Annotated in this window: 23 protein-coding genes and 3 pseudogenes; 15 read left to right on the forward strand and 11 right to left on the reverse strand. The window is 68.3% G+C overall.

Going from position 1 to position 24,027, the window contains the following annotated elements; translation table 11 throughout:
* Window positions 1-107 precede the first annotated feature (107 nt).
* On the forward strand, window positions 108-809 hold the full coding sequence (locus F1D05_RS22235) for a helix-turn-helix transcriptional regulator (protein WP_185442103.1): 702 nt from the start codon (window positions 108-110) through the stop codon (window positions 807-809).
* Here F1D05_RS22235 and F1D05_RS22240 read toward each other — a convergent pair.
* Window positions 787-1,179, reverse strand: coding sequence for a VOC family protein (locus F1D05_RS22240; RefSeq protein ID WP_185442105.1), 393 nt, complete (start codon window positions 1,177-1,179; stop codon window positions 787-789). The two genes, F1D05_RS22235 and F1D05_RS22240, sit on opposite strands and share 23 nt — an antisense overlap.
* A gap of 114 nt (window positions 1,180-1,293) precedes the next feature.
* Between F1D05_RS22240 and F1D05_RS22245 the strand changes: the two genes are divergently transcribed.
* The 3 genes from F1D05_RS22245 to F1D05_RS22255 all read left to right on the forward strand — a co-directional run bounded on the left by F1D05_RS22245 (window position 1,294) and on the right by F1D05_RS22255 (window position 2,903).
* Window positions 1,294-1,776, forward strand: a complete 483-nt coding sequence (locus tag F1D05_RS22245; protein ID WP_185442107.1) for a GNAT family N-acetyltransferase — start codon at window positions 1,294-1,296, stop codon at window positions 1,774-1,776.
* 81 nt (window positions 1,777-1,857) lie between these two features.
* A complete protein-coding gene (locus tag F1D05_RS22250; RefSeq protein WP_185442109.1) occupies window positions 1,858-2,361 on the forward strand; it encodes a hypothetical protein in 504 nt (167 codons plus the stop codon).
* A 110-nt stretch (window positions 2,362-2,471) separates the two neighbouring features.
* Window positions 2,472-2,903, forward strand: coding sequence for a hypothetical protein (locus F1D05_RS22255; RefSeq protein WP_185442111.1), 432 nt, complete (start codon window positions 2,472-2,474; stop codon window positions 2,901-2,903).
* Here the strand turns inward: F1D05_RS22255 and F1D05_RS22260 are convergent.
* From F1D05_RS22260 to F1D05_RS43090, 6 genes and pseudogenes are all read right to left on the reverse strand, one after another.
* On the reverse strand, window positions 2,900-4,348 hold the full coding sequence (locus F1D05_RS22260) for a diguanylate cyclase domain-containing protein (RefSeq protein WP_246485861.1): 1,449 nt from the start codon (window positions 4,346-4,348) through the stop codon (window positions 2,900-2,902). The genes F1D05_RS22255 and F1D05_RS22260 overlap by 4 nt on opposite strands.
* Window positions 4,349-4,529: 181 nt before the next feature.
* Window positions 4,530-5,324 carry a sugar phosphate isomerase/epimerase family protein gene (locus tag F1D05_RS22265; protein WP_246485862.1) on the reverse strand — a complete coding sequence of 265 codons (795 nt, stop codon included), beginning with the start codon at window positions 5,322-5,324 and terminating at the stop codon, window positions 4,530-4,532.
* A gap of 36 nt (window positions 5,325-5,360) precedes the next feature.
* A complete protein-coding gene (locus F1D05_RS22270; protein WP_185442113.1) occupies window positions 5,361-6,176 on the reverse strand; it encodes a sugar phosphate isomerase/epimerase family protein in 816 nt (271 codons plus the stop codon).
* Entirely contained in the window at window positions 6,173-7,417 is a 1,245-nt protein-coding gene (locus tag F1D05_RS22275) for a dihydrodipicolinate synthase family protein (RefSeq protein ID WP_185442115.1), read from the reverse strand. The genes F1D05_RS22270 and F1D05_RS22275 overlap by 4 nt, the downstream gene beginning before the upstream one ends.
* A pseudogene (locus tag F1D05_RS40645) lies at window positions 7,414-7,818 on the reverse strand (Gfo/Idh/MocA family protein); the annotation flags it as partial. The gene F1D05_RS22275 and the pseudogene F1D05_RS40645, both read right to left, overlap by 4 nt.
* A gap of 91 nt (window positions 7,819-7,909) precedes the next feature.
* Window positions 7,910-8,551: pseudogene (locus F1D05_RS43090) on the reverse strand (Gfo/Idh/MocA family protein); the annotation flags it as partial.
* Window positions 8,552-8,815: 264 nt separating this feature from the next.
* On the opposite strand from F1D05_RS43090, the gene F1D05_RS22285 reads away from it, so the two are divergent.
* Both F1D05_RS22285 and F1D05_RS42085 read left to right on the forward strand, forming a co-directional pair.
* Window positions 8,816-10,372 (forward strand): threonine/serine ThrE exporter family protein, encoded by a 1,557-nt coding sequence (locus tag F1D05_RS22285; RefSeq protein WP_246485863.1) that lies wholly within the window; start codon window positions 8,816-8,818, stop codon window positions 10,370-10,372.
* 153 nt (window positions 10,373-10,525) lie between these two features.
* Window positions 10,526-10,660 carry a hypothetical protein gene (locus tag F1D05_RS42085; RefSeq protein ID WP_281388716.1) on the forward strand — a complete coding sequence of 45 codons (135 nt, stop codon included), beginning with the start codon at window positions 10,526-10,528 and terminating at the stop codon, window positions 10,658-10,660.
* 115 nt (window positions 10,661-10,775) lie between these two features.
* On the opposite strand, the gene F1D05_RS22295 is transcribed toward F1D05_RS42085, so the two are convergent.
* Window positions 10,776-12,017 (reverse strand): glycosyltransferase, encoded by a 1,242-nt coding sequence (locus tag F1D05_RS22295; RefSeq protein WP_185442119.1) that lies wholly within the window; start codon window positions 12,015-12,017, stop codon window positions 10,776-10,778.
* Window positions 12,018-12,250: 233 nt separating this feature from the next.
* On the opposite strand from F1D05_RS22295, the gene F1D05_RS22300 reads away from it, so the two are divergent.
* Complete coding sequence (locus F1D05_RS22300; protein WP_246485864.1) at window positions 12,251-13,054, forward strand: LLM class flavin-dependent oxidoreductase; 804 nt, start codon at window positions 12,251-12,253, stop codon at window positions 13,052-13,054.
* A 224-nt stretch (window positions 13,055-13,278) separates the two neighbouring features.
* Here F1D05_RS22300 and F1D05_RS43095 read toward each other — a convergent pair.
* Window positions 13,279-13,923: pseudogene (locus tag F1D05_RS43095) on the reverse strand (phosphotransferase family protein); the annotation flags it as partial.
* A gap of 162 nt (window positions 13,924-14,085) precedes the next feature.
* On the opposite strand from F1D05_RS43095, the gene F1D05_RS22310 reads away from it, so the two are divergent.
* From F1D05_RS22310 to F1D05_RS22335, 6 genes are all read left to right on the forward strand, one after another.
* Complete coding sequence (locus F1D05_RS22310; RefSeq protein ID WP_185442123.1) at window positions 14,086-14,655, forward strand: hypothetical protein; 570 nt, start codon at window positions 14,086-14,088, stop codon at window positions 14,653-14,655.
* Complete coding sequence (locus tag F1D05_RS22315; protein ID WP_246485866.1) at window positions 14,546-15,640, forward strand: HNH endonuclease signature motif containing protein; 1,095 nt, start codon at window positions 14,546-14,548, stop codon at window positions 15,638-15,640. Before F1D05_RS22310 ends, F1D05_RS22315 begins: the two co-directional genes overlap by 110 nt.
* A gap of 85 nt (window positions 15,641-15,725) precedes the next feature.
* A complete protein-coding gene (gene istA / locus F1D05_RS22320) occupies window positions 15,726-17,282 on the forward strand; it encodes an IS21 family transposase (RefSeq protein ID WP_185442125.1) in 1,557 nt (518 codons plus the stop codon).
* Window positions 17,279-18,106 carry an IS21-like element helper ATPase IstB gene (istB, locus tag F1D05_RS22325; RefSeq protein ID WP_185442126.1) on the forward strand — a complete coding sequence of 276 codons (828 nt, stop codon included), beginning with the start codon at window positions 17,279-17,281 and terminating at the stop codon, window positions 18,104-18,106. The genes istA and istB overlap by 4 nt, the downstream gene beginning before the upstream one ends.
* 1,629 nt (window positions 18,107-19,735) lie before the next feature.
* Window positions 19,736-20,143: a cyclic nucleotide-binding domain-containing protein gene (locus tag F1D05_RS22330; protein WP_185442128.1), complete on the forward strand. Its 408-nt coding sequence runs from the start codon at window positions 19,736-19,738 to the stop codon at window positions 20,141-20,143.
* Window positions 20,144-20,194: 51 nt separating this feature from the next.
* Window positions 20,195-21,259: an adenylate/guanylate cyclase domain-containing protein gene (locus tag F1D05_RS22335; RefSeq protein WP_246485867.1), complete on the forward strand. Its 1,065-nt coding sequence runs from the start codon at window positions 20,195-20,197 to the stop codon at window positions 21,257-21,259.
* Here the strand turns inward: F1D05_RS22335 and F1D05_RS22340 are convergent.
* Window positions 21,256-22,020: a helix-turn-helix domain-containing protein gene (locus F1D05_RS22340; RefSeq protein WP_185442129.1), complete on the reverse strand. Its 765-nt coding sequence runs from the start codon at window positions 22,018-22,020 to the stop codon at window positions 21,256-21,258. The genes F1D05_RS22335 and F1D05_RS22340 overlap by 4 nt on opposite strands.
* Window positions 22,021-22,108: 88 nt before the next feature.
* Here F1D05_RS22340 and F1D05_RS22345 point away from each other — a divergent pair, with 88 nt between their 5' ends.
* Window positions 22,109-22,507 (forward strand): nuclear transport factor 2 family protein, encoded by a 399-nt coding sequence (locus tag F1D05_RS22345; RefSeq protein ID WP_185442131.1) that lies wholly within the window; start codon window positions 22,109-22,111, stop codon window positions 22,505-22,507.
* Here the strand turns inward: F1D05_RS22345 and F1D05_RS22350 are convergent.
* A complete protein-coding gene (locus F1D05_RS22350; RefSeq protein WP_246485868.1) occupies window positions 22,496-22,939 on the reverse strand; it encodes a MarR family winged helix-turn-helix transcriptional regulator in 444 nt (147 codons plus the stop codon). The two genes, F1D05_RS22345 and F1D05_RS22350, sit on opposite strands and share 12 nt — an antisense overlap.
* 53 nt (window positions 22,940-22,992) lie before the next feature.
* Here F1D05_RS22350 and F1D05_RS22355 point away from each other — a divergent pair, with 53 nt between their 5' ends.
* Window positions 22,993-24,018 carry a bifunctional NAD(P)H-dependent oxidoreductase/GNAT family N-acetyltransferase gene (locus tag F1D05_RS22355; protein ID WP_185442133.1) on the forward strand — a complete coding sequence of 342 codons (1,026 nt, stop codon included), beginning with the start codon at window positions 22,993-22,995 and terminating at the stop codon, window positions 24,016-24,018.
* The last annotated feature ends 9 nt before the right edge of the window (window positions 24,019-24,027 follow it).

A 24,027-nucleotide genomic window follows, 5' to 3' on the forward strand; every position in this document is an offset into this window, starting at 1 on the left:
TCAACCTCCCGCAGCCGGACTCATCTTTCCAACAGTAAAAACCACTGAGAGCCAGTAGTCCGGGTACTGAATGGCTAACTGTCGGAGCCGATGGCTAGCTTGGTGCCATGAACCGCACCGACCGTCTCTACGCCTTGGTGGAGGAGCTTCGGGCGGTCGCGCCCCGGCCGCGGAGCGCGCATCGGCTGGCTGAGCATTTCGAGGTCAGCGTGCGCACGATCGAGCGGGACATCAGCGCGCTGCAGCAGTCCGGCGTACCGATCTACGCCGAGCCCGGCCGCACGGGCGGCTACTGCCTCGACAAGGCGCGCACGCTTCCACCGGTGAACCTGACCCCGGGCGAAGCCGTCGCGATGGCGCTAGCGCTGCGCCGCCTGGACGGTACGCCGTTCCGCTCGGTCGCGGGCTCTGCGCTGCGCAAGCTCGTGGCCGCGATGCAGACCGACGACGCCACGGCGGCCCACGAGCTGGCGGGGCGGGTCCACCTCTTCGCTGATGACGAGGCACCCGCGACCGCCGTACCGCGGCTGGTGGCCGACGCACTGTCCACCCGCCGCGTCCTGCGCATCGCGTACGCCGATCGCGAGGGTGCCGTCACGGCTCGCGAGATCGAGCCGCTGGGCTACGTCGGCAAGGCCGCCCATTGGTACCTCGTCGCCTGGTGCCGGCAGCGGGATGCCTTGCGGGTCTTTCGTACGGACAGGATCACCTCGGTCTCCGTCACCGCCGAGACCCCCGCGCCACGCGCGCTGCGGCGGGAGGATCTCGACATCCCGGCGGGGAAGCTCAGTCAGCTGATGCTGGCCTGACCGGTGGCGTGAACACCGAGAAGTGATTGCCTGCCGGGTCGAGCAGGTGTGCGAACTTCACCCCGACGGGATTGACCTCCGGCGCCCGCTGGATCTGGCCGCCGGCCGCTTCGGCTTTGCGGCAGGCCGCATCGACGTCCTCAACCAGCACGGTGAAGACCGCATAACTGGGCAGTTCCCCCTTGGTCGCGAACAGCCCGCCGCGCATCCCGTCCCCATTACCGGTGCTGAAGAACTGGTACGCCGGATCAGTGCTCACCGCGTCGTCGTGCGCGACCTTCCAGCCGAACACGTCGCCGTAGAACCGCTCGGCCGTCGCCGGGTCGTCGGTGCCGATCTCGAACCAGGCAACGCTGTTGACTACAGGCATCTCATCCCTCTCTGTTTCGCGCCGGGGCTGCCCCGACCCATCCACTCTCGTGGCTGGTCGCGACAACCCCCTGTCGGTGTTTCCGCGAAGTGGGTGGCCCGGCAGGATGTTCGTATGCAGACTGACGAGCGGATTCGCCGGGCCCGGCCGGATGACGTGCCGGCGATCGTTGAGCTGGTTTACGGGCTGGCCGAGTACGAGCGGGCGCCGGACGAGTGCCGGTTGACGGCCGACCAGTTGCAGACCGCGCTGTTCGGCGAGACGCCGGCTGTGTTCTGCCATGTCGCGTCGGTCGACGGCGAGGTGGTCGGCTGCGCGCTGTGGTTCCTCAACTTCTCCACCTGGCGTGGCGTTCACGGCATCTATCTGGAAGATCTCTTCGTCAGCCCTGACCAGCGCGGTTCTGGTCTTGGCAAGGCGCTCCTCACCGCACTCGCCCAGGAATGCGTCGCCAACGGCTACGAACGCCTCGAATGGTCCGTCCTCGACTGGAACACCCCCGCCATCGACTTCTACAAGTCCCTGGGTGCCGCTCCTCAAGACGAATGGACCACCTACCGCCTGACCGACAAAGCCCTGGCAAAGCTCGGTTCCTGAGTGGTCTGGCCGGGTCGGTGGACCGGGCGGTCCCTAGACTCGCGCGGAAGTGTCCGCTCACCACAATGCTCGGGGATTCTGATGAAGAAGAAGCTTTTGGTCGCGCTCAGCGCGTTCGCACTGCCCGTCGGACTATTGTCCGTCAACGCGCTTCCGGCGGAGGCTGCCGGTGGTCCGGTCAAGTACGCGCAGGCGTGCGAGGCCCTGGGGTACAAGACGGTCGCCCAGGTGATCAGTCTCCGTAAGGACGGCTTCGGCAACAAGATCGGCGAGCTCCGGACGATGCGCAAGACCGGCGCCAGCAAGAACAAGTGGTGCACCTACCTCAAGAAGACCGACAACACGGTCGGCAACAACAACGTCGTTCGGCTGAGGGTGGAGGTGCTCACCAAGTCGTCGGGCAAGTTCACCACCAAGAGCGCGTCGCTGACCGAAACGGTGAAGTACTACTCCTCGAGCTTCACCTACACCTCGCTGGAGGGAACGGCCGGGACGAGCCACCGGACGATCCTGTACGCGTCCACCGGCATGAAGTCAGCGAGCTCGAGCACCTGGTACACCACCGCTACAACCATGGTCGGCTGACCGACTGGGCTTGCGGGCTTCTTCCTGGAAGGCGTCCGCGGTGTCGGACCCATCGGGTCGTCAGGGATGATGGCCCGGTGGATGTCCGCCCGCTACTGTTCAGTCGCATCTTGAACGCCTTTGCGTGGCTGGCAGTAACGGCCTTGGTGCTGGAACCGCTGGTGACCGGTGGCCTCCCGCGCGGAGTGGCGATCGCGGGCACTGTCGGTTGCGTGCTGATCGGGGTGCATCTGGCCGTCCGCGGCTACTGGGCGGGAGCGGTGCTGGAGCCGGAGACGCTCGTGGTCCGTGGGTTCTTCCGGACCCGCCGGATCCCGAAGGCATCGATCACCGGGATCACCGAGTTCCCGGCGGTGCGCTGGAAGCGGGCGGACGGTAAGGCGCGCTGGTCGCCGATCATCGCGTTCTGCGAAGAGGGTCAGCGAGTCCCGTCCTTCGTGCGCCGCCACAACGAGATGTCGATCCAGCGCCTGCGGGAGTGGGACCACCGGCGGCATCTGAAAGCTCGCCGGAGCCCGGCCAAGAAGCGGCAGCGGGGTTAGTTCTTCAGGCGGTGCCGGCGTTTGGCTTCGTACATGGCGTTGTCGGCGGTGCGGAGGAGTTCTTCCAGGTCGGCGGCGTAGGGGCTGACGACCGCGGTGCCGATGCTGGCGGTGACGGGGACGTCGATGCCGTCGAGGGGCCGGCTGATGGACTCGTCGATGCGGCGCATGAGCAGATCCAGTGCGTCGCCGTCGATGTCCTCGGCCAGGATCGCGAACTCGTCGCCGCCGAGGCGGGCCACCGTGTCACCATGCCTTACCTCGGTCAGTAGGCGATCCGCGATCTCCCGCAGCGCCCGGTCGCCGGCCTCGTGGCCGTACTCGTCGTTCACCTGTTTGAAGTGGTTCAGGTCGCAGAACAGCAGCACTCCACGCCGTCCGGTCTGGCGGGATCTCTGCAGGGCCGAGTTGAACCGGTGCTGCAGCAGCCGCCGGTTCGGCAGGCCGGTCAGCGGGTCGTGCGCGGCGTGGTGCTGCAGTTCGCGTTCGGCGTCCTTGCGGGCGGTCACGTCGTCGATCTGGATCAGCACGATCCGCGGCTGATCCTTGCCCTGGTCAACGATCGCCGCCGTACCGCCGAGCCAGATGTCGTTGCCGTCCGTACGCCGGAAGGTCCGCTCGAAGCGGTACGGACCGTGCCCGGCCCTGAGCAGCTCGATCTCGCGGTGGGTCTGGCCGAGGTCCTCGTCGCGCAGGTAGTCGACCAGGATCGTCCCGATCAGCTGGTTCGGCGTGTACCCGGTGATCCGGCAGAAGGCGTGGTTGACGCGCACCACCCGGCCCGCCTCCGGGCCGTCGAAGGCGATCGTGGCCATCCCGTTGCCGGCGCCTTCGAAGACCAGCCGGAAGGTGGTCTCGCTCGCCTCCAGCCGGGCCTTCTCGGCCAGCAACTGGTCGGTCAGCCGGGCTTTGTCGATCGCCAGCCCCGCCTGGGTGGCGAAGATCTCGAGCAGCTCGCGATGGATCGACCCGGGCCGGCGCTGGTCCTCGGGCAGGTCCACCGACAGCATGCCGAGCAGCTCGCCGTCCGGCGAGTTCAGTGGGGCGAACAGCGCGTCGAGCGGATGCCAGGCGTCGGGCTCCGTCGACACCGGGATCTCGGGCACCCAGCCGACGACCTCGCCCTCGGGCAGCCGCTCGTGCGGGACGAACCGGAGCGCGCCCCACTTGTCCGCGATGTCGAACTCGGCGTCGAAGATGTCGGCCGCGCTGACGGTGCCGAGCAGGGCCTGCTTCGCCTCGGGCGAGCCGGCCACCGCGATCACCTCGAACTTGCCGTCGGCGTGGCGCAGGTTCAGTACCGCGATCCCGAAGCCGAGGCCGTCCACCACTCCGTCGACCACTGCCTGCAGGGTTTCGGCCAGGCTCCGCCCGGCGCCCATCCGGGCGCTCACCTCGTAGAGACGGCGTACGGCCGTCATCCGCACAGTGGGCTCGTTCTGCACGTCTGGTCTCTCCGGCGTCACGGCATCGGCGGCCTCATGGGACCCCGCCGTGGTGGGGGCCCCTTACAGAGTGACAGATCAGGCCAGCGGGACAACGCTCTCCGACACGCCGGGGCGGATCGATGGCAGAGACCTGACGCCGCTTGATACCACATCTACAGTACTCTGAGTACGCGATCCATCACAGCCGGTACCCAATCTCGCCGGCCTCGCCCGTCAGAAGCGCATTTCGGCCAATGATCGATAGCTCGTCCGGGCGGAGACCCACGGGTCGGTCGGTGCGTCGTGCTCGACCAGCCACTGCCGTACGCCGCCTCGCTCGGCGTGGGCGAAGATCGCCGGGAAGTCGAGCCGGGCCCGCTCCGACGTCCTCGAACGAGCCGTCGGCGGCCATGTCCTTCACGTGCAGCGCGGGGAACCGGCCCGGGTACTTCGCGAAGTACTCGATCGGGTCCTTGCCGCCGTTCACAGCCCAGTACAGGTCGAATTCGAAGCCGAGCAGGTCGGGCTCGACCTCGTCGAGCAGGATGTCGAACAGCACCTGACCGTCGACCTCGTCGAAGTCGTGCCCGTGGTTGTGGAAGAGCAGCTTCAGCCCCTCCTTGCGCGCCGCCTGGCCGGCCTCGTTGAAGGCGGCGGCGGCCGTCCGGAAGCCGTCCGGTGTCCGTAGCTCGGCGGGGAGGGACGGCACGACGATCCACTCGCCGCCGAGTGTCCGGACGTCCGCCAGGGCGCCCTCCCAGTCCTCGCTCAGCCGGTTGTACCCGACGTGCTCGAGGACGATCCCGAGCCCGGTGTCATCCGCGAAGGCCCTGATCTCCCGCGCGGAGTGCCCGAACCGGCCGCTCACCCCGATCGTCCGGTAGCCGATCTCCGCGAGCCCGCGCAATGTGCCCGGGTAGTCCGCGGCGAGCGGTTCGCGCATCGTGTAGAGGTGCATGCCGATCCCGTCGGCGGGAATGGTTCGGTCGCTCACGGGGAGAGTGCTCCTTCGAGTGATCGTTCGATTGCTTCAGGCAACGTGCTCGCGGTACCTCGCCAGCGCGAGATCGAAGACTTCCTGCCCTGGCGCGTTCCACAGGTCCTGGTTGAAGATCTCGACCTCGACCGGCCCGTCGTACCCGGCCGCGTCGCACGCCTCGCGGAGCCGGCGCAGCTCGATCGAGCCGTCGCCCATCATGCCGCGGCCGAGCAGGGTGTCGGCCGGCAGCGGGACCACCCAATCGCTCACCTGGTACGAGCAGATCCGTGCACCGGCACGCTCGATCTGGCGGTAGACGTCCGCGTCCCACCACAGGTGGTAGGCGTCGATGATGACGCCTACCTGCTCGACCGGGAACTGCTCGGCCAGGTCGAGGGCACCACCGAGTGAGGAGACGACGCAGCGGTCCGAGCAGAAGATCGGGTGCAGGGCTTCGACAGCGAGCCTGACTCCGTGTTCCTGCGCGTACGGCGCAAGCTCGGCGAGGCCGTCCCGGACCATCGCCCGGGCGCCGTCGAGATCGCGCGAGCCGGCCGGGAGTCCGCCGCTGACCAGCACCAGGACGTCGGTGCCGAGCGCCGCGGCCTCGTCGATCGCCCGCCGGTTGTCCTCGATCTTGGCCTTGCGCTCCACCGCGTCCGTCGAGGTGAAGAATCCGCTTCTGCACAAGGAGGAAACCCGCAGCCCGGCATCGGCGACCAGCTTCGCCGATCGCTCGACGCCGTACTCCTGGATGGGCTCGCGCCAGAGGCCGATCCACGAGAGGTCGGCCTTGGCGCTGGCCGCGACGACTTCCTCCAGTGACCAGTACTTCGTGGTTGCCTGGTTGAGGCTGTAGCGGTTCACGCGTCGACTCCACCGACGATGAGCAGCTTGCGGAAGCGGTCCACTGCCAGCTCTGGTGACGTCAGTACGCCGGCGGCGTCGGCCAACCGGAACGTGTCCGCGAGGTGTGGCAGGGATCGTCCGGTCTGGAGTCCGCCGACCATGCCGAAGCCGGGTTGATGACCGTTCAGCCAGGCCAGGAAGGCGATTCCGGTCTTGTAGTAGTACGTCGGACCCGAGAAGATCTGCCGGGCGAGTGGGACCGTCGGCGCGAAGACCTGCTCGTACGTCGTGAGGTCGCCGTCGTCGAGTGCTTTCAACGCTGCCGCCGCTGCGGGAGCGATGGCTGCGAAGATGCCGAGCAGCGCGTCGCTGTGGTGCTCGCCGTCGCCCTGGATCAGCTCCGGGTAGTTGAAGTCGTCGCCGGTGTAGAGCCGGATGCCTTCGGGGAGACGCTTGCGCAGGGCAATCTCTTTGCTTGCGTCGAGCAACGAGACCTTGATGCCGTCGACGTGCGCCGCGTTCTCGGCGATCAGGTCGACGACGACATCGGCCGAGGTGTCGAGTGAATCGCTACCCCAGTAGCCGTCCAGCGCCGGGTCGAACATCGAACCGAGCCAGTGCAGGATCACCGGCCGCGAAGACTGGCTCAACAGCCGGTCGTACACCTTGCGGTAGTCGTCGGAAGAAGAGGCTGCCGCGCACAGCGCCCGGCTAGCCATCAGAATTGGCTGAGCCCCAACCTCCTCAGCCAACGCCAACTGCTCCTCGTAGGCCGCAATCACCGCATCCAGCGGATGCACCCCAGCACCAAGCTGGTCGGTGCCAACGCCCACCGCGATCCGCTTCTCCGCGCCGGAGGCGCGATCTGCGCCGTCCGCGCCCCGCGCGCCAGAGGCGCCCCCCGCACCGCTCCCACCGCCCGCGCCGGAGACGCGGGTTGGTGCTTCGGCCGCGGAGCGGCGGATTAGTTCCTTGGTGGCCGGCCAGTCGAGGCCCATGCCGCGTTGGGCGGTGTCCATCGCTTCGGCGACCGACAGACCCAGCGACCACAGGTGTTGCCGGAACGCCAGCGTGTGTTCCCAGTCGATCGCTGCCGGCGCGCCCGGGGAGTTGTCGCCGAGCGGGTCTGCCACGACGTGCGCCGCAGCGAAGGCGAGGCGGCTCGTGGCCGGCTCGTAGGTGCCTTGGGCAATCGGCGTACCAGTGAGCTGGTAGGTCTCCAGGCCGCCGTCGAGGGGCAGCCGCAGCGACAGGCTCATGCCTCGGACTCGATGTCGAGCGCCGGGACCTCCAGCTTGCGGCCTTCGCGCCACGACTGCAGACCGAGCTCGGCGAGCTGCACGCCCTTGGCGCCCTCGACGAAGTCCCAGGTGAAAGGAGCGTCGTCGATAACATGCCGCAGGAACATCTCCCACTGCACCTTGAAGCCGTTGTCGAAGACCTCGTTGTCCGGCACCTCGGCCCACTGGTCGCGGAACGAGTACGCCGCGGGGAGATCGGGGTTCCAGACCGGCTTCGGCGTCGCGGAGCGGTGCTGGGCGCGGCAGTTGCGCAGCCCGGCGACCGCGCTGCCCTCGGTTCCGTCGACCTGGAACTCGACCAGCTCGTCGCGGAACACGCGCGTCGTCCAGGACGAGTTGAGCTGCGCGATGATGCCGCCTTCGAGCTCGAAGACGCCGTAGGCGGCGTCCTCGGGCCGTGGCGGTGTAGGCCTGGCCTTGCTCGTCGTACCGGGTCGGGATGTGGGTCGCGCCCTGGCAGTAGACCGACTTCACCGAGCCGAAGATCTGGTCGAGCACGTACCGCCAGTGGCAGAACATGTCGACGACGATGCCGCCGCCCTCTTCCTGTTTGTAGTTCCAGGCCGGCCGCTGCGCCTCCTGCCAGTCGCCCTCGAAGACCCAGTAGCCGAACTCACCGCGGACCGAGAGGATCTTGCCGAAGAAGCCGCCGTCGACGAGCCGCTTGAGCTTGCGCAGACCGGGCAGCGAGAGCTTGTCCTGGACCACACCGTTCTTCAGCCCCGAGTCCCGGACCAGGCGGGCCAGGGCGACAGCGGCGTCCAGGCCTTCCGCGATCGGCTTCTCGCAGTAGATCGCCTTGCCGGCCTCGACGGCGGCGCGGACGCCCTTCTCCCGCAGCTGGGTCAGCTGGGAGTCGAAGTAGATCTCGACGTCGGGCTCGGCCAGTGCCTCGGAGAGGTCCGTGGTCCAGCGGGTCAGGCCGTAGGTGTCCGCGATGTTCTTCAGCTTGAGCTCGTTGCGGCCGACCAGGATCGGGTCCGGGATGATCATCGTCCCGTCGGCGGCGGGGATGCCGCCCTGCTCGCGGATCGCCACGATGGAGCGCTCCAGGTGCTGGCGCAGGCCCATCCGGCCGGTGACGCCGTTCATCACGATGCCGACGCGTCGATCGTTCACTGTGCTACCCCTCTTCGGCGCTTCATCTGCGCCGGTCGGCCGGATGCACGGCTTGGAAAGGGCTTTCCCAGGCTCGTGTGGGCAACCTTAGGTGGGTCGTCACGGGGAGTCAACCTGCAGCGGAATCCAATTGGAAAGCGGTTGCACCGGGTGCTTGGCCGGATGCGTCCGGCGGCTGCGTTTGGGTGCGGCGCACCGGCGCGCGTTAGCGTCGTCGTGACCGATGAAAGGACAACGGTGCCCGAGGCCCCCGAGCCATCCCGCGAACTCTCGACCGAGAGTCTCCAGTCACACCGCCCGCCGGGGCGGGAGCTGGATCGAACCGACGCGCCGGTTGGCGACCAGGTGAGCGCCGACGGCGCCGCGGTGCAGGCGGGCGGGGAGCCGCGGCGGTCGGATGAGACGGAAGCGCCCAGGCGTCGGCGCGACGATCGGGATCGGGATGCGCAGCGGGAGTTGTATCGGGCGCTGGATCTGGCGTTGCGGATCGGGGAGGTGGTGCTGTCGAGCGGAGCCGGTACGGCGGATGCGACGGCCACGATCCTGTCCGTGACGGCTGCCTGCGATCTGCGCGGGTGTGAGGTGGACATCACCTTCACCTCGATCGCGATCTCGTACCAGGCGGCGCCCGACGTCGCCCCGGAGACGCACATGCGCGTGGTCCGGTACCGCGGCCAGGACTTCTCCCGGCTGACCGACGTCGACCAGCTCGTACGGCGGCTCGCCCGCGGCGACGTGACCCGCGAGGACGCCAGCCGCGAACTCGCCCGGATGGTCTCGGCCGGGCCGCCGTTCCCGCGCTGGAGTTCCGTGCTCGCCTGGGGCGTGATGGCCGGCGGCGCGACCCTGTTGCTCGGTGGTGGCTGGCTGATCACCCTGGTCGCCGTCGTCACGGCAATATTGATCGAGCTCAGCAACCGGTGGTTCAACCGGCAGCGCCTGCCCGCCTTCTACCAGCAGGTGGCCGGCGCGTTCGTCGCCACCGCGGTCGCCCTGGTTCTGTACGCCGTCCACGCGCCGGTGAAACCATCGCTGGTAGTTGCCGCAGGCATCATCATGCTGCTCGCCGGGATCGCCTTGACCGGTGCCGTTCAGGACGCGATCACCGGGTACTACGTGACCGCGGCCGCCCGCAGCCTCGAGGCGATGCTGCTCACCGGCGGGATCATCGCGGGCGTCAGCCTCGGCCTCGCCCTGGGGATCCGGTTCGGTCTGCCGGTCGCGATCGAGGCGCAGACCATTCAGCTCGCCAACCTGCCGATCATGGTCGGCTCCGGCGCGCTGATGGCGGTGGCCTTCGCCTTCGCTTCGTACGCGCCGCTGCGGTCGCTGCTGCCGGTCGCGGCGGTCGGTGCGGCGGGATCGCTGGTGTTCACGCTGATGGCGCGAGCGCAGTTCGGGCCGGCCTGGTCGACCGCGGCGGCAGCGTTCGTGGTCGGACTCGGCGGGTACTCGCTCGGCCGGCGGTTCGGCGTACCGCCGCTCGTCGTGGTCGTGTCCGGTACGGTCCCGTTGCTGCCCGGATTGACCATCTACAAGGGCTTGTTCGAGGTCATGAGCAACGGCAACCTGACCGGGATCGTCAGCCTCGCCACCGCGGTCGCGATCGGCGTCGCCCTCGCGTCGGGGGTGATTCTCGGTGAGTACGTCGCCCAGCCGATCCGCCGCGAAGCCCGCCGGCTGGAAGATCGCCTGGCCGGCCCGCGACTGGTCGGTCCGCGCCGCCCGGTCCGCCGCCGTACCGGCCGGACGTCCCACCACCGCACCCGCCGAACCCGCCGCCCACCAGCCTGACCGGCCGCCCACCAGCCTGAGCCGGCCGCCCATCCGCCTGAACCGGCCGCCGGTCTGAACCGGCCCGATCCCGCCGGCTCAGGCCGGTCCGCTCCGGACTTAGTGCGGTTCGAGGCCCCGTTGCCATCGGCCAACAAACGGCTGGCTGGAATGGTGTCCGGTCTCGGGGTCGCGTACGAGTTGCCGGGTGAGCATCCGCTGATCGGGCAGCGGATGCCGACCTGGACTTCGGTACTACGAGCGTCGCGGAACTGCTTCGAGGTGGGCAGCATCTGCTGCTGGAGTTGACCGGCTGGCCGGGGGCGGCGCGGGTCGTCGTAAGGCCGGAGGGCTATGTGTTGTGGGCCGCTGACCAGCCGGATGCGAAGCTGCCGGAGCTCGCTGGTCCCCGTGGGCTCGTCGGTCAGGCTTTGACGGTTCGTTCGAAGGCGTCGGCTGCGGCGGTGACGCCTCCCTCGGAGTTGAGCTTGCCGGCGAGGTCGCGGGCGCGCTCTGCCGAGCCGTTGGTCAGCACGGGTTCGAGGGCCGCGAGTAGGGCGTCCGACGACAGGTCGGCGAAGGCGAGGGTGCTGCCGACGCCGAGTGCGGCGAGTCGGGCGCCCCAGAACGGCTGATCGGCGAAGACGCCGCAGATCACCGTGGGCAGGCCGGCTCTGATCGAGCTGCCGGTGGTCCCCGCGCCGCCATGGTGGACGGCCGCGACGCACTTTCGCAGTACCGTCTCGTGGTCGAACTCGCCGACCACCCGCACCCGCCCGCCCGGCGCAGTACTGAGATCGAGGTCGTTCCAGCCGGCACCGATGAGCGCGCGGACGCCAAGCTTGCCGCTGACCTGCTCGATCAGAGACAGGGCGGCCTGTGGATCAAGGATCGGCATGCTGCCGAAGCCGAAGTACACGGGCGGATCGCCGGCGTCGAGCCATCGGTCGAGCTCGGGATCGACGGTGCCGTTGAGCTTGGCCTGCTGCTCGTCCGAGGGAAAGAGGAATCCGGTGATGGGGCGGCGCGGACCCCATTCGGTCAGTTCCGGAACCAGATGCTGGCTGTAGATCTGCAGTTCGAGCGAGCCGGACCGTTCCAGCCGCGCGGAGGTCCCCAAGGTCGCCGGCTCCAGACCGACCTTGGCGCGCAGGGCGTTGACGAACGGTTCGAAGACCGGCCAGTTGCCCTTCTCGACCTGCTCGTAGGTCTCGAGGTTGCGCTCCGGCGAGAAGACTTCCCGTGACACCACCATGTGCGGATAGGCGCTGTTGCTCCGCATCGGGGCGTAGTGAACCGCCACGTACTGCGCGCCGGCGGCCTCGGTGATCACCGAGGCCTCCAGTTCAGTGACAGAGCCGGAGATCACCACGTCGGCGTCTGCCGTGTGCTCGATCAGCTTGGCGTGCAGCAGATCGGCGATCCGGCGTTTGTAGTCGAGCAACCAGCGCACGTACGACGCCATGTCGCCGGACGCGAGCCACTTGCGACCCTGCTCCGACTCCATGAACTCGCGAGCATTCAGCTCCAGGTCGAACGTCGTCACACCGAGCCGGTCGCCGAGCCAGCGCAGGTCGGTGTTGAGAGCGAGCTTCACGTCGTGACCGCGACCGGCCAACTCGGCCGCCAGCACCGCCATCGGCTGGGCGTCGCCCCGGGTACCCATCCCCACCATCGCAACGCGCATGCCCACCCCAGAGCTCGGTTCCCGCCGAATCCGCTGCAGAACTTCCGATGCTAGAGCCGCCCAGCCACTCACAACGCAGTACGCGGCGCGCCTTGCCTGCAAGGGCATCGGCGTCAAACGTTTGCGTGATGCCCGGCCGGCTCGCCTGGGGTGGCTCGGTTGTCGCTGGAAACTGTCGGGGGCGTGCGCTAGAACGGACTATGAGATTTGGGGTGATTCTGCCAGGGGGTAGTGCGAGCGAGCAGCTTGAGCAGGGTGTGCTGGCTGAGGAGGCTGGGTGGGATGGGGTGTTCGTCTGGGAGGCGGCCTATGGCGTTGACGCCTGGGGTTTGCTGACGGCGATCGCTGCCCGGACTTCCCGGATCAGGCTCGGGACGATGCTTACGCCGTTGCCGTGGCGCCGGCCCTGGAAGGTTGCCAGCCAGGTGGTCACGCTTGATCAGATCTCTGCTGGACGGGCGACGCTGGCAGTCGGGCTCGGCGCGATCGAGACGGATCTGCCGCGGACCGGGGAGGAGTTGGATCTGCGGACCCGGGCGGCGATGCTTGACGAGGGCATCGATTTGATCCGCGAGCTGTGGGCCGGGCGTTCGCAGTACCACGGTGTGTACTACGACTACTCGTGCCCGCGGGACGATCTGGTCGAGGTGGGGCGGCCGGTGCAGGACCGGATCCCGATCTGGGTCGTGGGCGCCTGGCCGAGACCGAAGTCGATGCGGCGAGTGCTGCGGTGCGACGGGGTGCTGCCGCAGTTCCGGTCGGGCGAGGACAGCCCTGCCGAGATGCGAGTACTGCGTACGTGGTTGAGCGAGCGCGGCGCTGCTCCAGAGCTCGACGTGATTGCTGAGGGAGAGACAGCGGCCGACGATCGCGAGGCCGCAGTACGGGAGGTTGCTCCTTGGGCCGACGCGGGCGCCACCTGGTGGCTCGAAACTCGGTGGGAGATGCCGCACCATTCGGCGGGGCGGATGCGGGACGTCCGTGAACGGATCGCTGCTGGTCCGCCGCGGGCTTGATCGGCGGCCTTGGTTAGCTGGCTTCCAGGTGTGGAAGGTCTGCTCGGATGGCGTCCATGTGTGCTGTGAACCAGTCGCCGCCGGCAGCAAGTTCCCAGTGGAGGACCATCAGAGACCAGGCCACCCGGTAGAACGTGAGTGTGCGGTCGAGTTCGGGGGGTCTGTTCGATGGCGTAGCCGTTGAGCAGGGCGGTTGTCGGCGCCGATCCGGCTCGGGAGAAGCGGCCGAGGTCGAAGAGCGGATCGCCGAAGGCTGCGTCGCCCCAGTCGATGATTCCGGTGAGTTTCCCGTCCGCTGCGTAGGGGTGACGGGGATGTAGGTCGCCGTGGAGCAGGACGGGCTCGACCGGCTGGACCTGGTCGAAAGGCTTGAGGGCCTGTAGACGTGCCGCCAGGTCGGTCGTGATGATGCCCGCGGTGATCAGCTCGTCGAGTCGGTCGAATGGTTGCCGGATCACCTCGGTCCAGGTGTCGCGGACACCTTCGTGGAGGAATCCGTGGCCGTCGCCCGCGATCGAGTGCAGGCGGCGGAGCTGTTCGCCGACGGCGGTCAGGATGGTCTCGTCAGCGGCAGAAATGGGCTGGCCGGGGATTGAGCGTTCGATCAGATAGGCGGTCGGGAGGGTCGCTGGCTGGAGTTCGGCGGTGAGGACGAGCGGCGCCGGTACGTCGACCTGGCGAGCCTGCTCGCAAGCCCAGGCCTCGGCCCGGATCATCTCTGGCGCACCTGACTTCAGATAGACCGTCTCGCCGTTCTCGGTCAGCAGCCGAAAGCATTCGTTGCCGACGAAGCCCTGAACACGCTCAACCGCAGCGATCGAGCCGGTCAGCGGTTTGGCGACCTCAACGATCAATCGAAGCTCAAGCATCAACTGCACGCTACTGCGTCTGCCTGGTTAGTGCCGGGCTATTTCCACAGCCTGATCGGTGCTGTGGACAACTTGGCCAGATCTCGTACATCGTGGAATCCCTTGTCCACAAGGGATTCGCGGGTTCGGAAACTGTCGGTGGGCGGGTCTAGTGTTAGCTGTATGGAACTCCTCTCGGACGCGCGGCCCGCGTGCATGATGAGTGGCGAGGAAGCAGTCGCCGCTCTCGACGCGCTGCATGCCGAGTCCGCGCGCCGGGAGACCTACCGCCTCGAAGTCATCGCCCGACTCGACGAGACCGGCCACACCCAAGAGATCAGCGGCCAAGGCACCACCCGGTTCATCGCGACGCGCCACCGGCTCAACCACCCCGAGGTGAAACGCGACCTCGCCCTAGCCACCGCCCTCACCAAATACCCCGCCGTCACCGCAGCCCTGCCCGACCCGCACACACCCGCCGGTGACGACCCGGCCATCCACTACACCGACGCTTCCGGTAAGACCGACGCTTCCGGCGAGACCGGTGAGACGGGTGACGAGCCGGCCATCCACTACGCCGACGCTTCCGGCGAGACCGGCGAGACCGGCGAGACCGGCGAGACCGGCGAGACTGGTGAGACCGGTGGTGACCCGGCCGGCGCCGGCGCCGCGCCAGCCCGGACCGGTCATTCAGCCGACGTCGACGCCGACGGCGACGCCGAGCCCGGCCCTGACCGGTGCCCCGGCCGATGAGCCAGCTGACGCCGAACTGCTGGCGGTGTTGCTGCATCCGGCCCAGGCCGAAGCGATCGTGTCCACACTCGAAGCAGTCCCGGCGGCCGCGATGGTGGCGGTGGAGACCTTACGGGTCGCCGAACAGCAGATGGTCGAAGCCGCCCGGCACCTGACGTCATGGGAACTGAAACGACTCGGCAAACAGGTCTGCGAGGTCCTCGACACCGACGGCCCCGAACCGGCCGAAGACGCCGCCGAACGCCGCGAAGCGCTCCACCTCACCAACGCCGACCGTGGCGTGAAATTCTCCGGCTACCTGGCCAACGCCAACGCCGAACTGTTCAAGACTCTCATCGAAGCCGCCGCGAAACCCCGCAAAGTCGACGGTGAACTCGACCCGCGGTCGCGCGACAAACGCCAGGCCGACGCCCTCACCCAGGTGCTGACCGTCGCCGCCGGTACCGGTGACCTTCCCGGCCACGGCGGCGTGAAGCCGCATGTGACCGTCACCATCGACTACACCGACCTGAAACAACAAGGCCGCGACGCGACCGGGAACCTCCAGTTCGGTGACAGCCTGTCCGCGGCAGCGGTCCGCCGCCTGGCCTGCGACGCCGCGATCATCCCGATCGTGCTCGGCTCGGACTCCGAACCCCTCGACGTGGGCCGCGAGGAACGTTTCGTCACCACAGCGATCCGACGCGCCCTGAACAAGCGCGACAAAGGGTGCGTCATCTGCGGAGCGCCACCGCGCTACTGCCACGCCCACCACGTCATCCACTGGATCGACGGCGGCCCCACCTGCCTGGAAAACCTCGCCCTGTTCTGTGGTGTCGACCACAAAGCAGTCCACGCCGGCCACTACACCGTCACCATCACCAACGGCACCGTCCACATCACCCGCCCCACCTGGGCTACCCCACCCCGCCACACCCAACCACCCCGCACCTCACCATCACCACCTGAGTGTGCCAGTCTGATTTGGCCCCACTTGGGGCGGTAGTGATGGCTTGATTTGGCTCCACCCTCGACCATCCAGTCCTCTACGTTCGTGTCGTCTGCCAAGGCGATCACGAGAGGTGGAGGGGTTGAAGGAGAGATCGAGAGTGGAGCAGTTCGAACGTATCCGACGCGAGCGTCGAGATGAAGGTTTGTCGATCCGGGCACTGGCGCAGCGCCACCAGGTCCATCGGCGCACGGTGCGTCTGGCGTTGGGTGATGCGGTGCCTCCGACGCGGAAATCTCCAGAGCGTGTGGCGCCGGTGCTGGGCCCGCATCTGGCCACGATCGGTGGCTGGCTGACCGCGGACCTGGACGCCCCGAAGAAGCAGCGGCATACCGCTCGCCGGGTCTGGCAGCGGCTGATGGAGGAAGAGGGTGTCGTGGTGGCCGAGTCCAGCGTGCGGGGGTTGGTCGCCCAGCTGAAGACCGAGATCGGTGGGGACCGGGCGCAGGTGATGGTGCCCCAGACTCATGGACCGGCCGAGGAGGCCGAGGTCGACTTCGGGGAGTTCACTGCGGTGATCGCTGGGGTGGTGATGAAGGTGTTCATGTTTTGCCTGCGGCTGTCGCATTCGGGCAAAGCGGTCCATGTTGCCTATGCCAATCAGACCCAGGAATCGTTCCTGGATGGGCATGTGCGTGCGTTCGAGGCGCTGGGTGGGGTACCGACCGGGATGATCCGTTACGACAACCTCAGGCCCGCGGTGATCCGGGTCGCGCTGGGCCGGGAACGGTTCGAGCATCCACGGTTCATCGCGATGCGCTCCCACTACGGCTATGACTCGTTCTTCTGCGCGCCAGGCTTAGAGGGTGCTCATGAGAAGGGCGGTGTCGAGGGCGAGATCGGCCGGTTCCGCCGACGGCACCTCACTCCTGTCCCGCACGTGGCATCGTTGGCCGCGCTGAACCAGGCCCTGGCCGCCGCCGATGCCCGCGACGACGCGCGCCGCATCGGTGCCCGCGCCGAGACCGTGGGAGCGGCCGCGGCCCGTGAACTGGTCTTGCTGAACCCGCTGCCGAGTGAAACCTTCGATGTCTCGGCCCCGCTGTCATGCCGGGTCGACGCCAAAGCACGGGTCTGTGTCCGCCAGTCGTACTACTCGGTCCCGGCCCGGTTCGCTGGTCGCCGGCTCGAGGTTCGTCTCGGCGCCACCGCGGTGATCGTGCTCGACGCAGGCAAGGTGATCGCTGAACATACCCGGTCGCTGCACAAGGGCAGCGAGGATCTCGTTCTGGACCACTATCTGGAAGTCCTCACCCGCAAACCCGGCGCCATGTCCGGGTCCACCGCCTTGGTCACCGCGCGAGCATCCGGGGCGTTCACGGCGGTTCATCAACGGTTCTGGGACGCCGCCCGCAAGCAACACGGCGACGGGCCCGGCACCCGCGCCCTGATCGGGGTGCTGTTGCTCCACCGCACCATGACCGCGACCGTGGTGAGTGCGGGCATCGAAGGCGCGCTGGTGCTCGGAAACTTCGATCCCGACCTGGTCGCGGTCACCGCACGCAGCGCGATGACCTCAGCCGGCGCGACCTCCCCGCCGGTCCCGGTTCCACCCACCGCGTCCCACGCTGCGACGACCCAACGGCCGACGCCATCACTGGCCGACTACGACCAACTACTCCAGAAAGAAACCGCATGAGCCCCGCCACGAAAACCGCGCCAGCCGCCACCCCGACGACCACGGTGACCGCCCTGTCTGACCCCGCCGCCGAGGCCGCGATCCACGCCGCTTGCCGACTACTCGCACTGCCCACCATCCGCGCCGAAGCCATCGCGATGGCCGAGGCCTCAGCCAAGCAACGCCTTACCCACAAGGCATTCCTGGCCGAAATCCTCACCGCGGAATGCGACGAACGCGACGCCCGCCGCCGGATCCGGCGAGTCAACGAGGCCAAGTTCCCCCGCACCAAACGCCTCACCGAGTTCGACCACACCGTGCTGCCCGACCTACCGGCACCGACGCTGGCACACCTGGCCGGCGGCGGCTGGATCGACGCCGGACAACCACTGGTCCTGCTCGGCGACTCCGGCACCGGGAAAACACACCTGCTCATCGCACTCGGCACCGCAGCAGCCGAGCAAGGACGCCGGGTCCGCTACGTGACCACCGCCGCCTTGGTCAACGAGCTCGTCGAAGCCTCAGACGACAAACAGCTGTCCCGCGTCGTGGGCCGCTACGCCCGACTCGACCTGCTCTGCCTCGACGAGATCGGCTACGTCCGCCTCGACCCACGCGGCGCGGAACTGCTCTTCCAGATCATCACCGCCCGCGAAGAACGAGCATCCATCGCCTGCGCATCCAACGCCCCATTCTCCGAATGGGGCGCCACCTTCACCGACCCCCGCCTCGCCGCCGCAGTCGTGGACAGACTCACCTTCAACGCACACATCATCCAGACCGGCACCAAGTCCTACAGACTCAACACCACCCGGCAAACCCGCAGCCGAACCGCCACCAACTAACCCAAGACAACACCACCAAAACAAGCAGGGTGGGGCCAAATCAAAGCATCACAGCGGGGCCAGATGGGGTTGTCATACTCAACCACCAGCCGACACCGCCGACACACCCCACCGCGACGCCGCGTCACGCCCCACCGAGCACACCACCAACGACCCGTTCAGGCGACAAGACCGTCCTGACCGTCCTGACCGGCCTGACCGGCCTGACCGGCCTGACCGGCTTGACCGGCCTGACCGGCCGGGACGCCCGGTCCGTGCCTTCCCCCTGGCCAACGACCCGCCACCACCAGCCACCCGACCCCCGGCCGACTACGACCCCTGGGCCCCCGAAACCCTCGACACCGGCTAACCCCGCCCCCCGGGCCGCCACCCCGGGCCCGGCACCGCAACACCCCGCCACCCCGGGCCCGGCACCGCAACACCCCGCCACCCCGGGCCCGGCACCGCAACACCCCGCCACCCCGGGCCCGGCACCGCAACACCCCGCCGCGCCCACCGGTTCGTACTGCCCGGCCCGGGTGCCGAGTTCTCGGGCTGGCCGGAGCGGCGCACGGGCGCACCAGCCGACGTCTCGTGCTGCCGAAAACCGGGGCGCCGCACCAGTACGCCGGCCGCCGTGTCGTGCTGCCTGGGTCGGTCAAGGCCAGCTCGCCAGCCGCTCACGCCGCCCGGATCGTGGTCGCGGCACCAGGACTCCGGCCGCTGCGTGGGTGCCGTCGCGGCTGCAGATCACCGTCACCCGGGACGCCCTGTGCCGCCGGGGTTGGGGTGTTGATGCCCGCGCTGCGGCAGCCGCCTCATACAGGTCATGTCACCGGATCGTGATGACCGCTAGAGGGCCGCGCACCAGAGCCGAGCGGCCACTTCGGTCGAGCGATGCGAGTGTGCCGGCTCCCGTCCTGTGCTGCCGGGACCGGGCGGCGACAGCAGTACCGCGATCGCCACCTTGTGTCGCCCAGGTCGGCCAAGCAACCTCACCACGTCCACGTCCACACCCACGCCAACGCCCGTGTCCACACCCACGCCAACGCCCGTGTCCACACCCACGCCAACGCCCGTGTCCACACCCACGCCAACGCCCGTGTCCACACCCACGCCAACGCCCGTGTCCGCGCCCATGTCCGCGCCCGCGGGGCCGCGCCGTCGCCCACGGCCGTGGCGCGGGCCGGACAGCGCGCCAGTCTCTTGGCCGCCGCCCCCGAGCCTCGCCCAGATGAGGGGCGAGGCCAACATGTCGGTTGCCCCGGCCTCGGCCAGGCTCGGCCCACTTTTCGGTCCCGGGCGAGCCCGGGATGGCGGGTGTATCTCGATGGCGGGGCGACCGTTGGGGAACGAGGTGGGTTTGTGGCGGCGGCTGGGGTCCTTGTGGTTCTCGGGGATGGTCCGCTGGTGTGAGCGGGGTGGACATCGTGGGGCTGGTGAGTAGGCAGGCGGGTTGGGGTGGGGTTGGGAGGGGCGGGTTGGGGTGGGGTTGGTGGGTTGGGAGGGGCGGGTTTGGGGTGGGTTTGGAGAGGGCTGGGGGGTGGGGGTGGGGCTTCAGTGACCTTGGGTGGGGTGTGGCGTTAGAGTTACTGACTGGAAACATCGGCTGATCGCCGGAGCATGGCCCGGCGGGCTCGGAGGATCGACGTGGCACTGGGTAGGACGTCCCCGCGGGACCTGCCGCTGTTCGCGGATCTGTCCGGACGGGAGATCAAGGACATCTTCCGCGCCGGTGAGGAGGTCTCGGTACCGGCCGGCTGGTCGCTGATTCTCGAGCAGACGCCACCGGACGCGGCGTACCTGATCATCAGCGGTACGGCGGCGGTCCGGGTCAAGGGCGAGGAGATCGCCGAGCTCGGGCCGGGCGATATCGCCGGCGAGGTCGCGGTCCGGCAGAACCGGTTGCGGACGGCAACGGTGACGGCGAAGAGCCGGTTGCAGTTGCTGCACTTCACCAGGGAGAAGTTCGACGACCTGACGAACCGGCTGCCGAACTTCCGCGACGCCATCGACGCGACGATCGCCGAGCGGCGCGGTGACAGACCCACCACCTGACCTGTCGAGTGGCGCGGTGACGGACCCCCACCTGACCTGTCGAGTGGCGCGGTGACGGACCCACCACCTGACCTGTCGAGCGGCGCGGTGACGAGCTCGCCTCCTGATCTGTCCGCGCTTCGGAGTGCTGAGGCGGAGCTGGGAGTGGAGCCGGATCTCGCCGGGATGCAGAAGGACTTCGAGCAGGCGTTGCTCGGCGGCGAGCGGAAGTTCACCCGGATCGAGGTGTCGGCGCGGGCCGGGATCTCGATCGAGCGCGCTGAGCAGATGTGGCACGCGCTCGGGTTCGCCACCGTGCCGGATGACGAGATCGCCTTCACCGACGGGGATGTGGAGGCGCTACGGCTGGTTTCGGCGCTGGAGGACGACGGGTTCATCGACCCGGCGGTCGAGTCGTCGCTGGCTCGGAAGCTCGGTCAGACGCAGTCGCGGCTGGCGTCCTGGCAGTCCGCGATGTTCCTCGAACTGCTGGCCGGCTCGAAACTCTCGGCCGATGACGCGATCGAGGTCGCCACATTATTGCTACCGGCAATGGAACGGCTGCAGACGTATGTCTGGCGCCGGCATCTGGCGGCCGCGGCCGGTCGCGCGGTGGCCGGCTCCGACGAGCTGGCCCGCGGCGTACGGGTGGTCGGGTTCGCGGACATCGTCAGCTACACGCGGTTGACGCGGCGGTTGTCCGAGGTGGAGCTGGGCCAGCTGATCGAGCGGTTCGAGGGGATGGCGGCCGATGTGGTCGCGCTGAACGGCGGCCGGGTGATCAAGTCCATCGGCGACGAGGTGCTCTTCGTGACCGATACGCCGGCTCAGGGTGCGGCGGTCGCGCTGGCATTGCAGGACAAGGTTGAGGCGGCTGGGGACATGCCCGAGCTGCGGATCGGCCTTGCGTACGGCAGCATCCTGATCCGCCTCGGCGATGTGTACGGTGAAGTGGTCAACCTCGCCTCGCGCCTGACTTCGGAGGCCAAGCCGGGCAGGGTACTCGGCGACCGGGAGCTGGCCGCCGCGCTGGACGGCCACCCGGCGTACCGGGTTCGCAAGCTCCGCCGCGTTTCCGTCCGCGGCTACCACCACCTCAGTCCCTACGCCATCCAGCGCGCAGAGGCCGGGCACTAGTCGGCCGCGGTGAAGTAGGCGGCGCTCTCGGGGTCGGCCGGGTAGTAGGACTCGATCGCGACCTCGTCCAAGGTGATGTCGAGCGGTGTGCCGAACGTGGTGATGGTCGAGAACAGTCGTAGTTCGCGGCCGTCGAGACGGATGATCATCGGGATCATGATCTCGGACTCGACCGGATGGCTCGCCTCGTCGGGGCCGGCGGCCAGCAGTTCCTCGTAGAGGGTGGTGAGCCCGGGATCGGGAGCAGCGCCGAGCTGGCGCCTGATCCTGGTCCGGAACATCGATCGTACGTCGGCGAGGTTGGCGATCAGCGGCGCGAATCCGCGCGGGTGCAGGGCCAGCCGCACCAGGTTCATCGGTGGCCGCAGGAGGTCGGGGTCGACGATTGCAAGGAACGGATCGACGGCGCGATTGGTCATCACGAGGTTCCAGCGCCGGTCGAAGACCACCGCGGGGTAGGGCTCGTGGGCGTGAATCACCCGCTGGATCGCCTCGCGGGCGGCGGCCATCGCCTCGCCGTCGAGAGCATGCTCGTCGTACCGCGGGGCGAACCCGGCCGCGACCAGCAGGCGGTTGCGATCGCGCAGCGGCACATCGAGCTGATCTGCGAGCCGCAAGATCATCGCGGCGCTCGGATTGGACTTCCCGGTCTCGATCAGGCTGACGTGCCGGGCCGAGACGTCCGCGGCGATCGAGAGGTCGAGCTGGCTGAGTTGCCGGCGGTGCCGCCAGTGCCGCAGGAGCTCTCCGATCGTCTGCACGACGTCGAGAGTACTCAGCCTGCCAGGCCGGGCGCGATGAAATCGGAGTTCATCGACAACGCGGTCCCGCTGCGGAAACACTGCGGCCATGACGATCGAGAACCTGACGACAGACAACAAAACCATCATCCAGCAGGCTTTGGCCGACCTGCTCACCTCCGGCAGCACCGAGGGCTTGGAGCCCTTGCTGAGCAAGGATTTCGTCCATCACCGGCCCGATCGGACCTCGACCAGATCAGAATGGCTCACCTCGATCCAGGCCGCGCTTGTTCCACTGGCTGATCAGCAGGTAGAGGTCTTGCACCTGCTGGCCGACGAGGACCACGTCGTGGTGCATACGCGGCGGCGGCTGCCCGATGGCGGGCCGGAGATCGTCGTCGTCGACATCCTGCGCTTTGCGGCTGGCCTGGTCGTCGAGGCCTGGGAGACCATCGAGCCGATGGCCGAAGCGGCCTCCCATCTGACCTGGTGGCAGCTAGTCCGGTAGGTCTGCGATCCGCCTGGCCACTTGCTCCAGAACGGCCAGCTCCTCCGGACTGAGATGGTCGATGAAACGCGCGCGGACAGAATCCAGATGCCCGGGAGCCGCCTGCGCAAGGAGCTTGAAACCCTGGTCGGTCAGGTGGTAGATCGAGCCGCGGGCGTCGGCCGGGTCCGGTTCGCGCTCGATCAGGCCGCGGGACTCCATCCGGGCCGCGTGGTGTGACAGCCGGCTGCGGGACCACTGCATCTTGTCCGCGAAGTCCTTCAGGCCCCAGCGCCGGCCGGGCTTCTCCGAGAGCGTGCTGAGGACCTCGTAGTCGGCGCTGGACAGCTCCAGCTGGTTCAGGTCCCGGGCAAGCCGCGAGGGCAGCACGGTCAGGAGTCGCCGGACCGCCCGCCAGGCACGGTCCTCGTCGGCATCGAGCCATTGAGTCACGACGACGATCGTACTTCTTTGACATATCAAAGAACAGCGTTACCATCGTTGACATGTCAAAGAAAATTCTCGTAGTGGTGGCGAGCACCCGGCCAGGGCGGCTTGGGCCGGCGGTGGCGGAGTGGTTCGTCCGGGCAACAGCCGGTACGGCGTCCGCTCTCGGCGTCGAGGTCGAGGTGGCGGATCTGGCCGAGGTCGGGTTGCCCTTCCTCGACGAGCCCGAGCATCCGTCGACCGGGATCTACCTGCACGAGCACACCCGCGCCTGGAGCCGGCTCGTCGACTCGGCGGACGCGCTGGTGTTCGTGACCAGCGAATACAACTTCTCGATGCCGGCGACGCTGAAGAACGCCTTCGACTATCTGAGCGCGGAGTGGGCTTGGAAGCCGTGCCTGTTCATCGGATACGGCAACACCTCGGCCGGCACTCGCGGAGTACAGATGGCTCGCAGTGTCGCGGCCACGATGCGCATGCTGACGATCGGCGGCGACATCTTCCTGCGGATCGCCGACACCTTCAGCGACGGCAAGGTGATCGAGACGGAGCGCCTGGCCGGCCGTGCCCAGGAAGCGCTGACCGAGCTCGACCATGTGGCCGACGTACTGCGTCCGCTCTACCGGGCCGAGCGGGAAATCGTTCCGGCGGTGCTGGCTGATGCGGCGGAGCTACTGGTGCTGCAGCGCTGCTGCTGGGTCGAGGAGGCGCTGGCCAACGACAGACTCGATCTGCCGGCCTTGCTGGAGTCCGAGCACGAAGTACGGAATGCGTTGCGGGACTGGACGACCTGGGTCGTGCGGCTGAACGGCCGACTCGTCGGCTCGGCGCGGGCGAAGCGCGACGGCGAGAGCTGGCTGATCGGGCGACTGATGGTCGCCCCCGATCAGCGCCACGACGGTCTGGGGCGTCGCTTGCTCGCGTACGCCGAAAGCCAAGCGCCGGCAGGTGTCACGGCCGCGAGCCTGTTCACCGGAGAGCGAAGCGAGCAAAATATCGCCTTCTACCAAAAGGCCGGCTACTCGCTCAGCTCCAGCGGGGACGAGACGCCGCCGGGTGCCGTCAGCCTTCGCAAGCCCCTCTAAGCTTGCGGA

The sequence above is a fragment of the Kribbella qitaiheensis genome (assembly GCF_014217565.1).
Taxonomy (GTDB): Bacteria; Actinomycetota; Actinomycetes; order Propionibacteriales; family Kribbellaceae; genus Kribbella; species Kribbella qitaiheensis_A.

What these genes read in the sequence shown, in the direction of transcription:
- istB (WP_185442126.1), top strand. Translation starts at nt 17,279, where the DNA reads ATGAGCCCCGCCACGAAAACCGCGCCAGCCGCCACCCCGACGACCACG.
- F1D05_RS22345 (WP_185442131.1), top strand. Translation starts at nt 22,109, where the DNA reads ATGACGATCGAGAACCTGACGACAGACAACAAAACCATCATCCAGCAG.
- F1D05_RS22245 (WP_185442107.1), top strand. Translation starts at nt 1,294, where the DNA reads ATGCAGACTGACGAGCGGATTCGCCGGGCCCGGCCGGATGACGTGCCG.
- F1D05_RS22240 (WP_185442105.1), bottom strand. Translation starts at nt 1,179, where the DNA reads ATGCCTGTAGTCAACAGCGTTGCCTGGTTCGAGATCGGCACCGACGAC.
- F1D05_RS22275 (WP_185442115.1), bottom strand. Translation starts at nt 7,417, where the DNA reads ATGAGCCTGTCGCTGCGGCTGCCCCTCGACGGCGGCCTGGAGACCTAC.
- F1D05_RS22235 (WP_185442103.1), top strand. Translation starts at nt 108, where the DNA reads ATGAACCGCACCGACCGTCTCTACGCCTTGGTGGAGGAGCTTCGGGCG.
- F1D05_RS22355 (WP_185442133.1), top strand. Translation starts at nt 22,993, where the DNA reads ATGTCAAAGAAAATTCTCGTAGTGGTGGCGAGCACCCGGCCAGGGCGG.
- F1D05_RS22295 (WP_185442119.1), bottom strand. Translation starts at nt 12,017, where the DNA reads ATGGGTACCCGGGGCGACGCCCAGCCGATGGCGGTGCTGGCGGCCGAG.
- F1D05_RS22250 (WP_185442109.1), top strand. Translation starts at nt 1,858, where the DNA reads ATGAAGAAGAAGCTTTTGGTCGCGCTCAGCGCGTTCGCACTGCCCGTC.
- F1D05_RS22310 (WP_185442123.1), top strand. Translation starts at nt 14,086, where the DNA reads ATGGAACTCCTCTCGGACGCGCGGCCCGCGTGCATGATGAGTGGCGAG.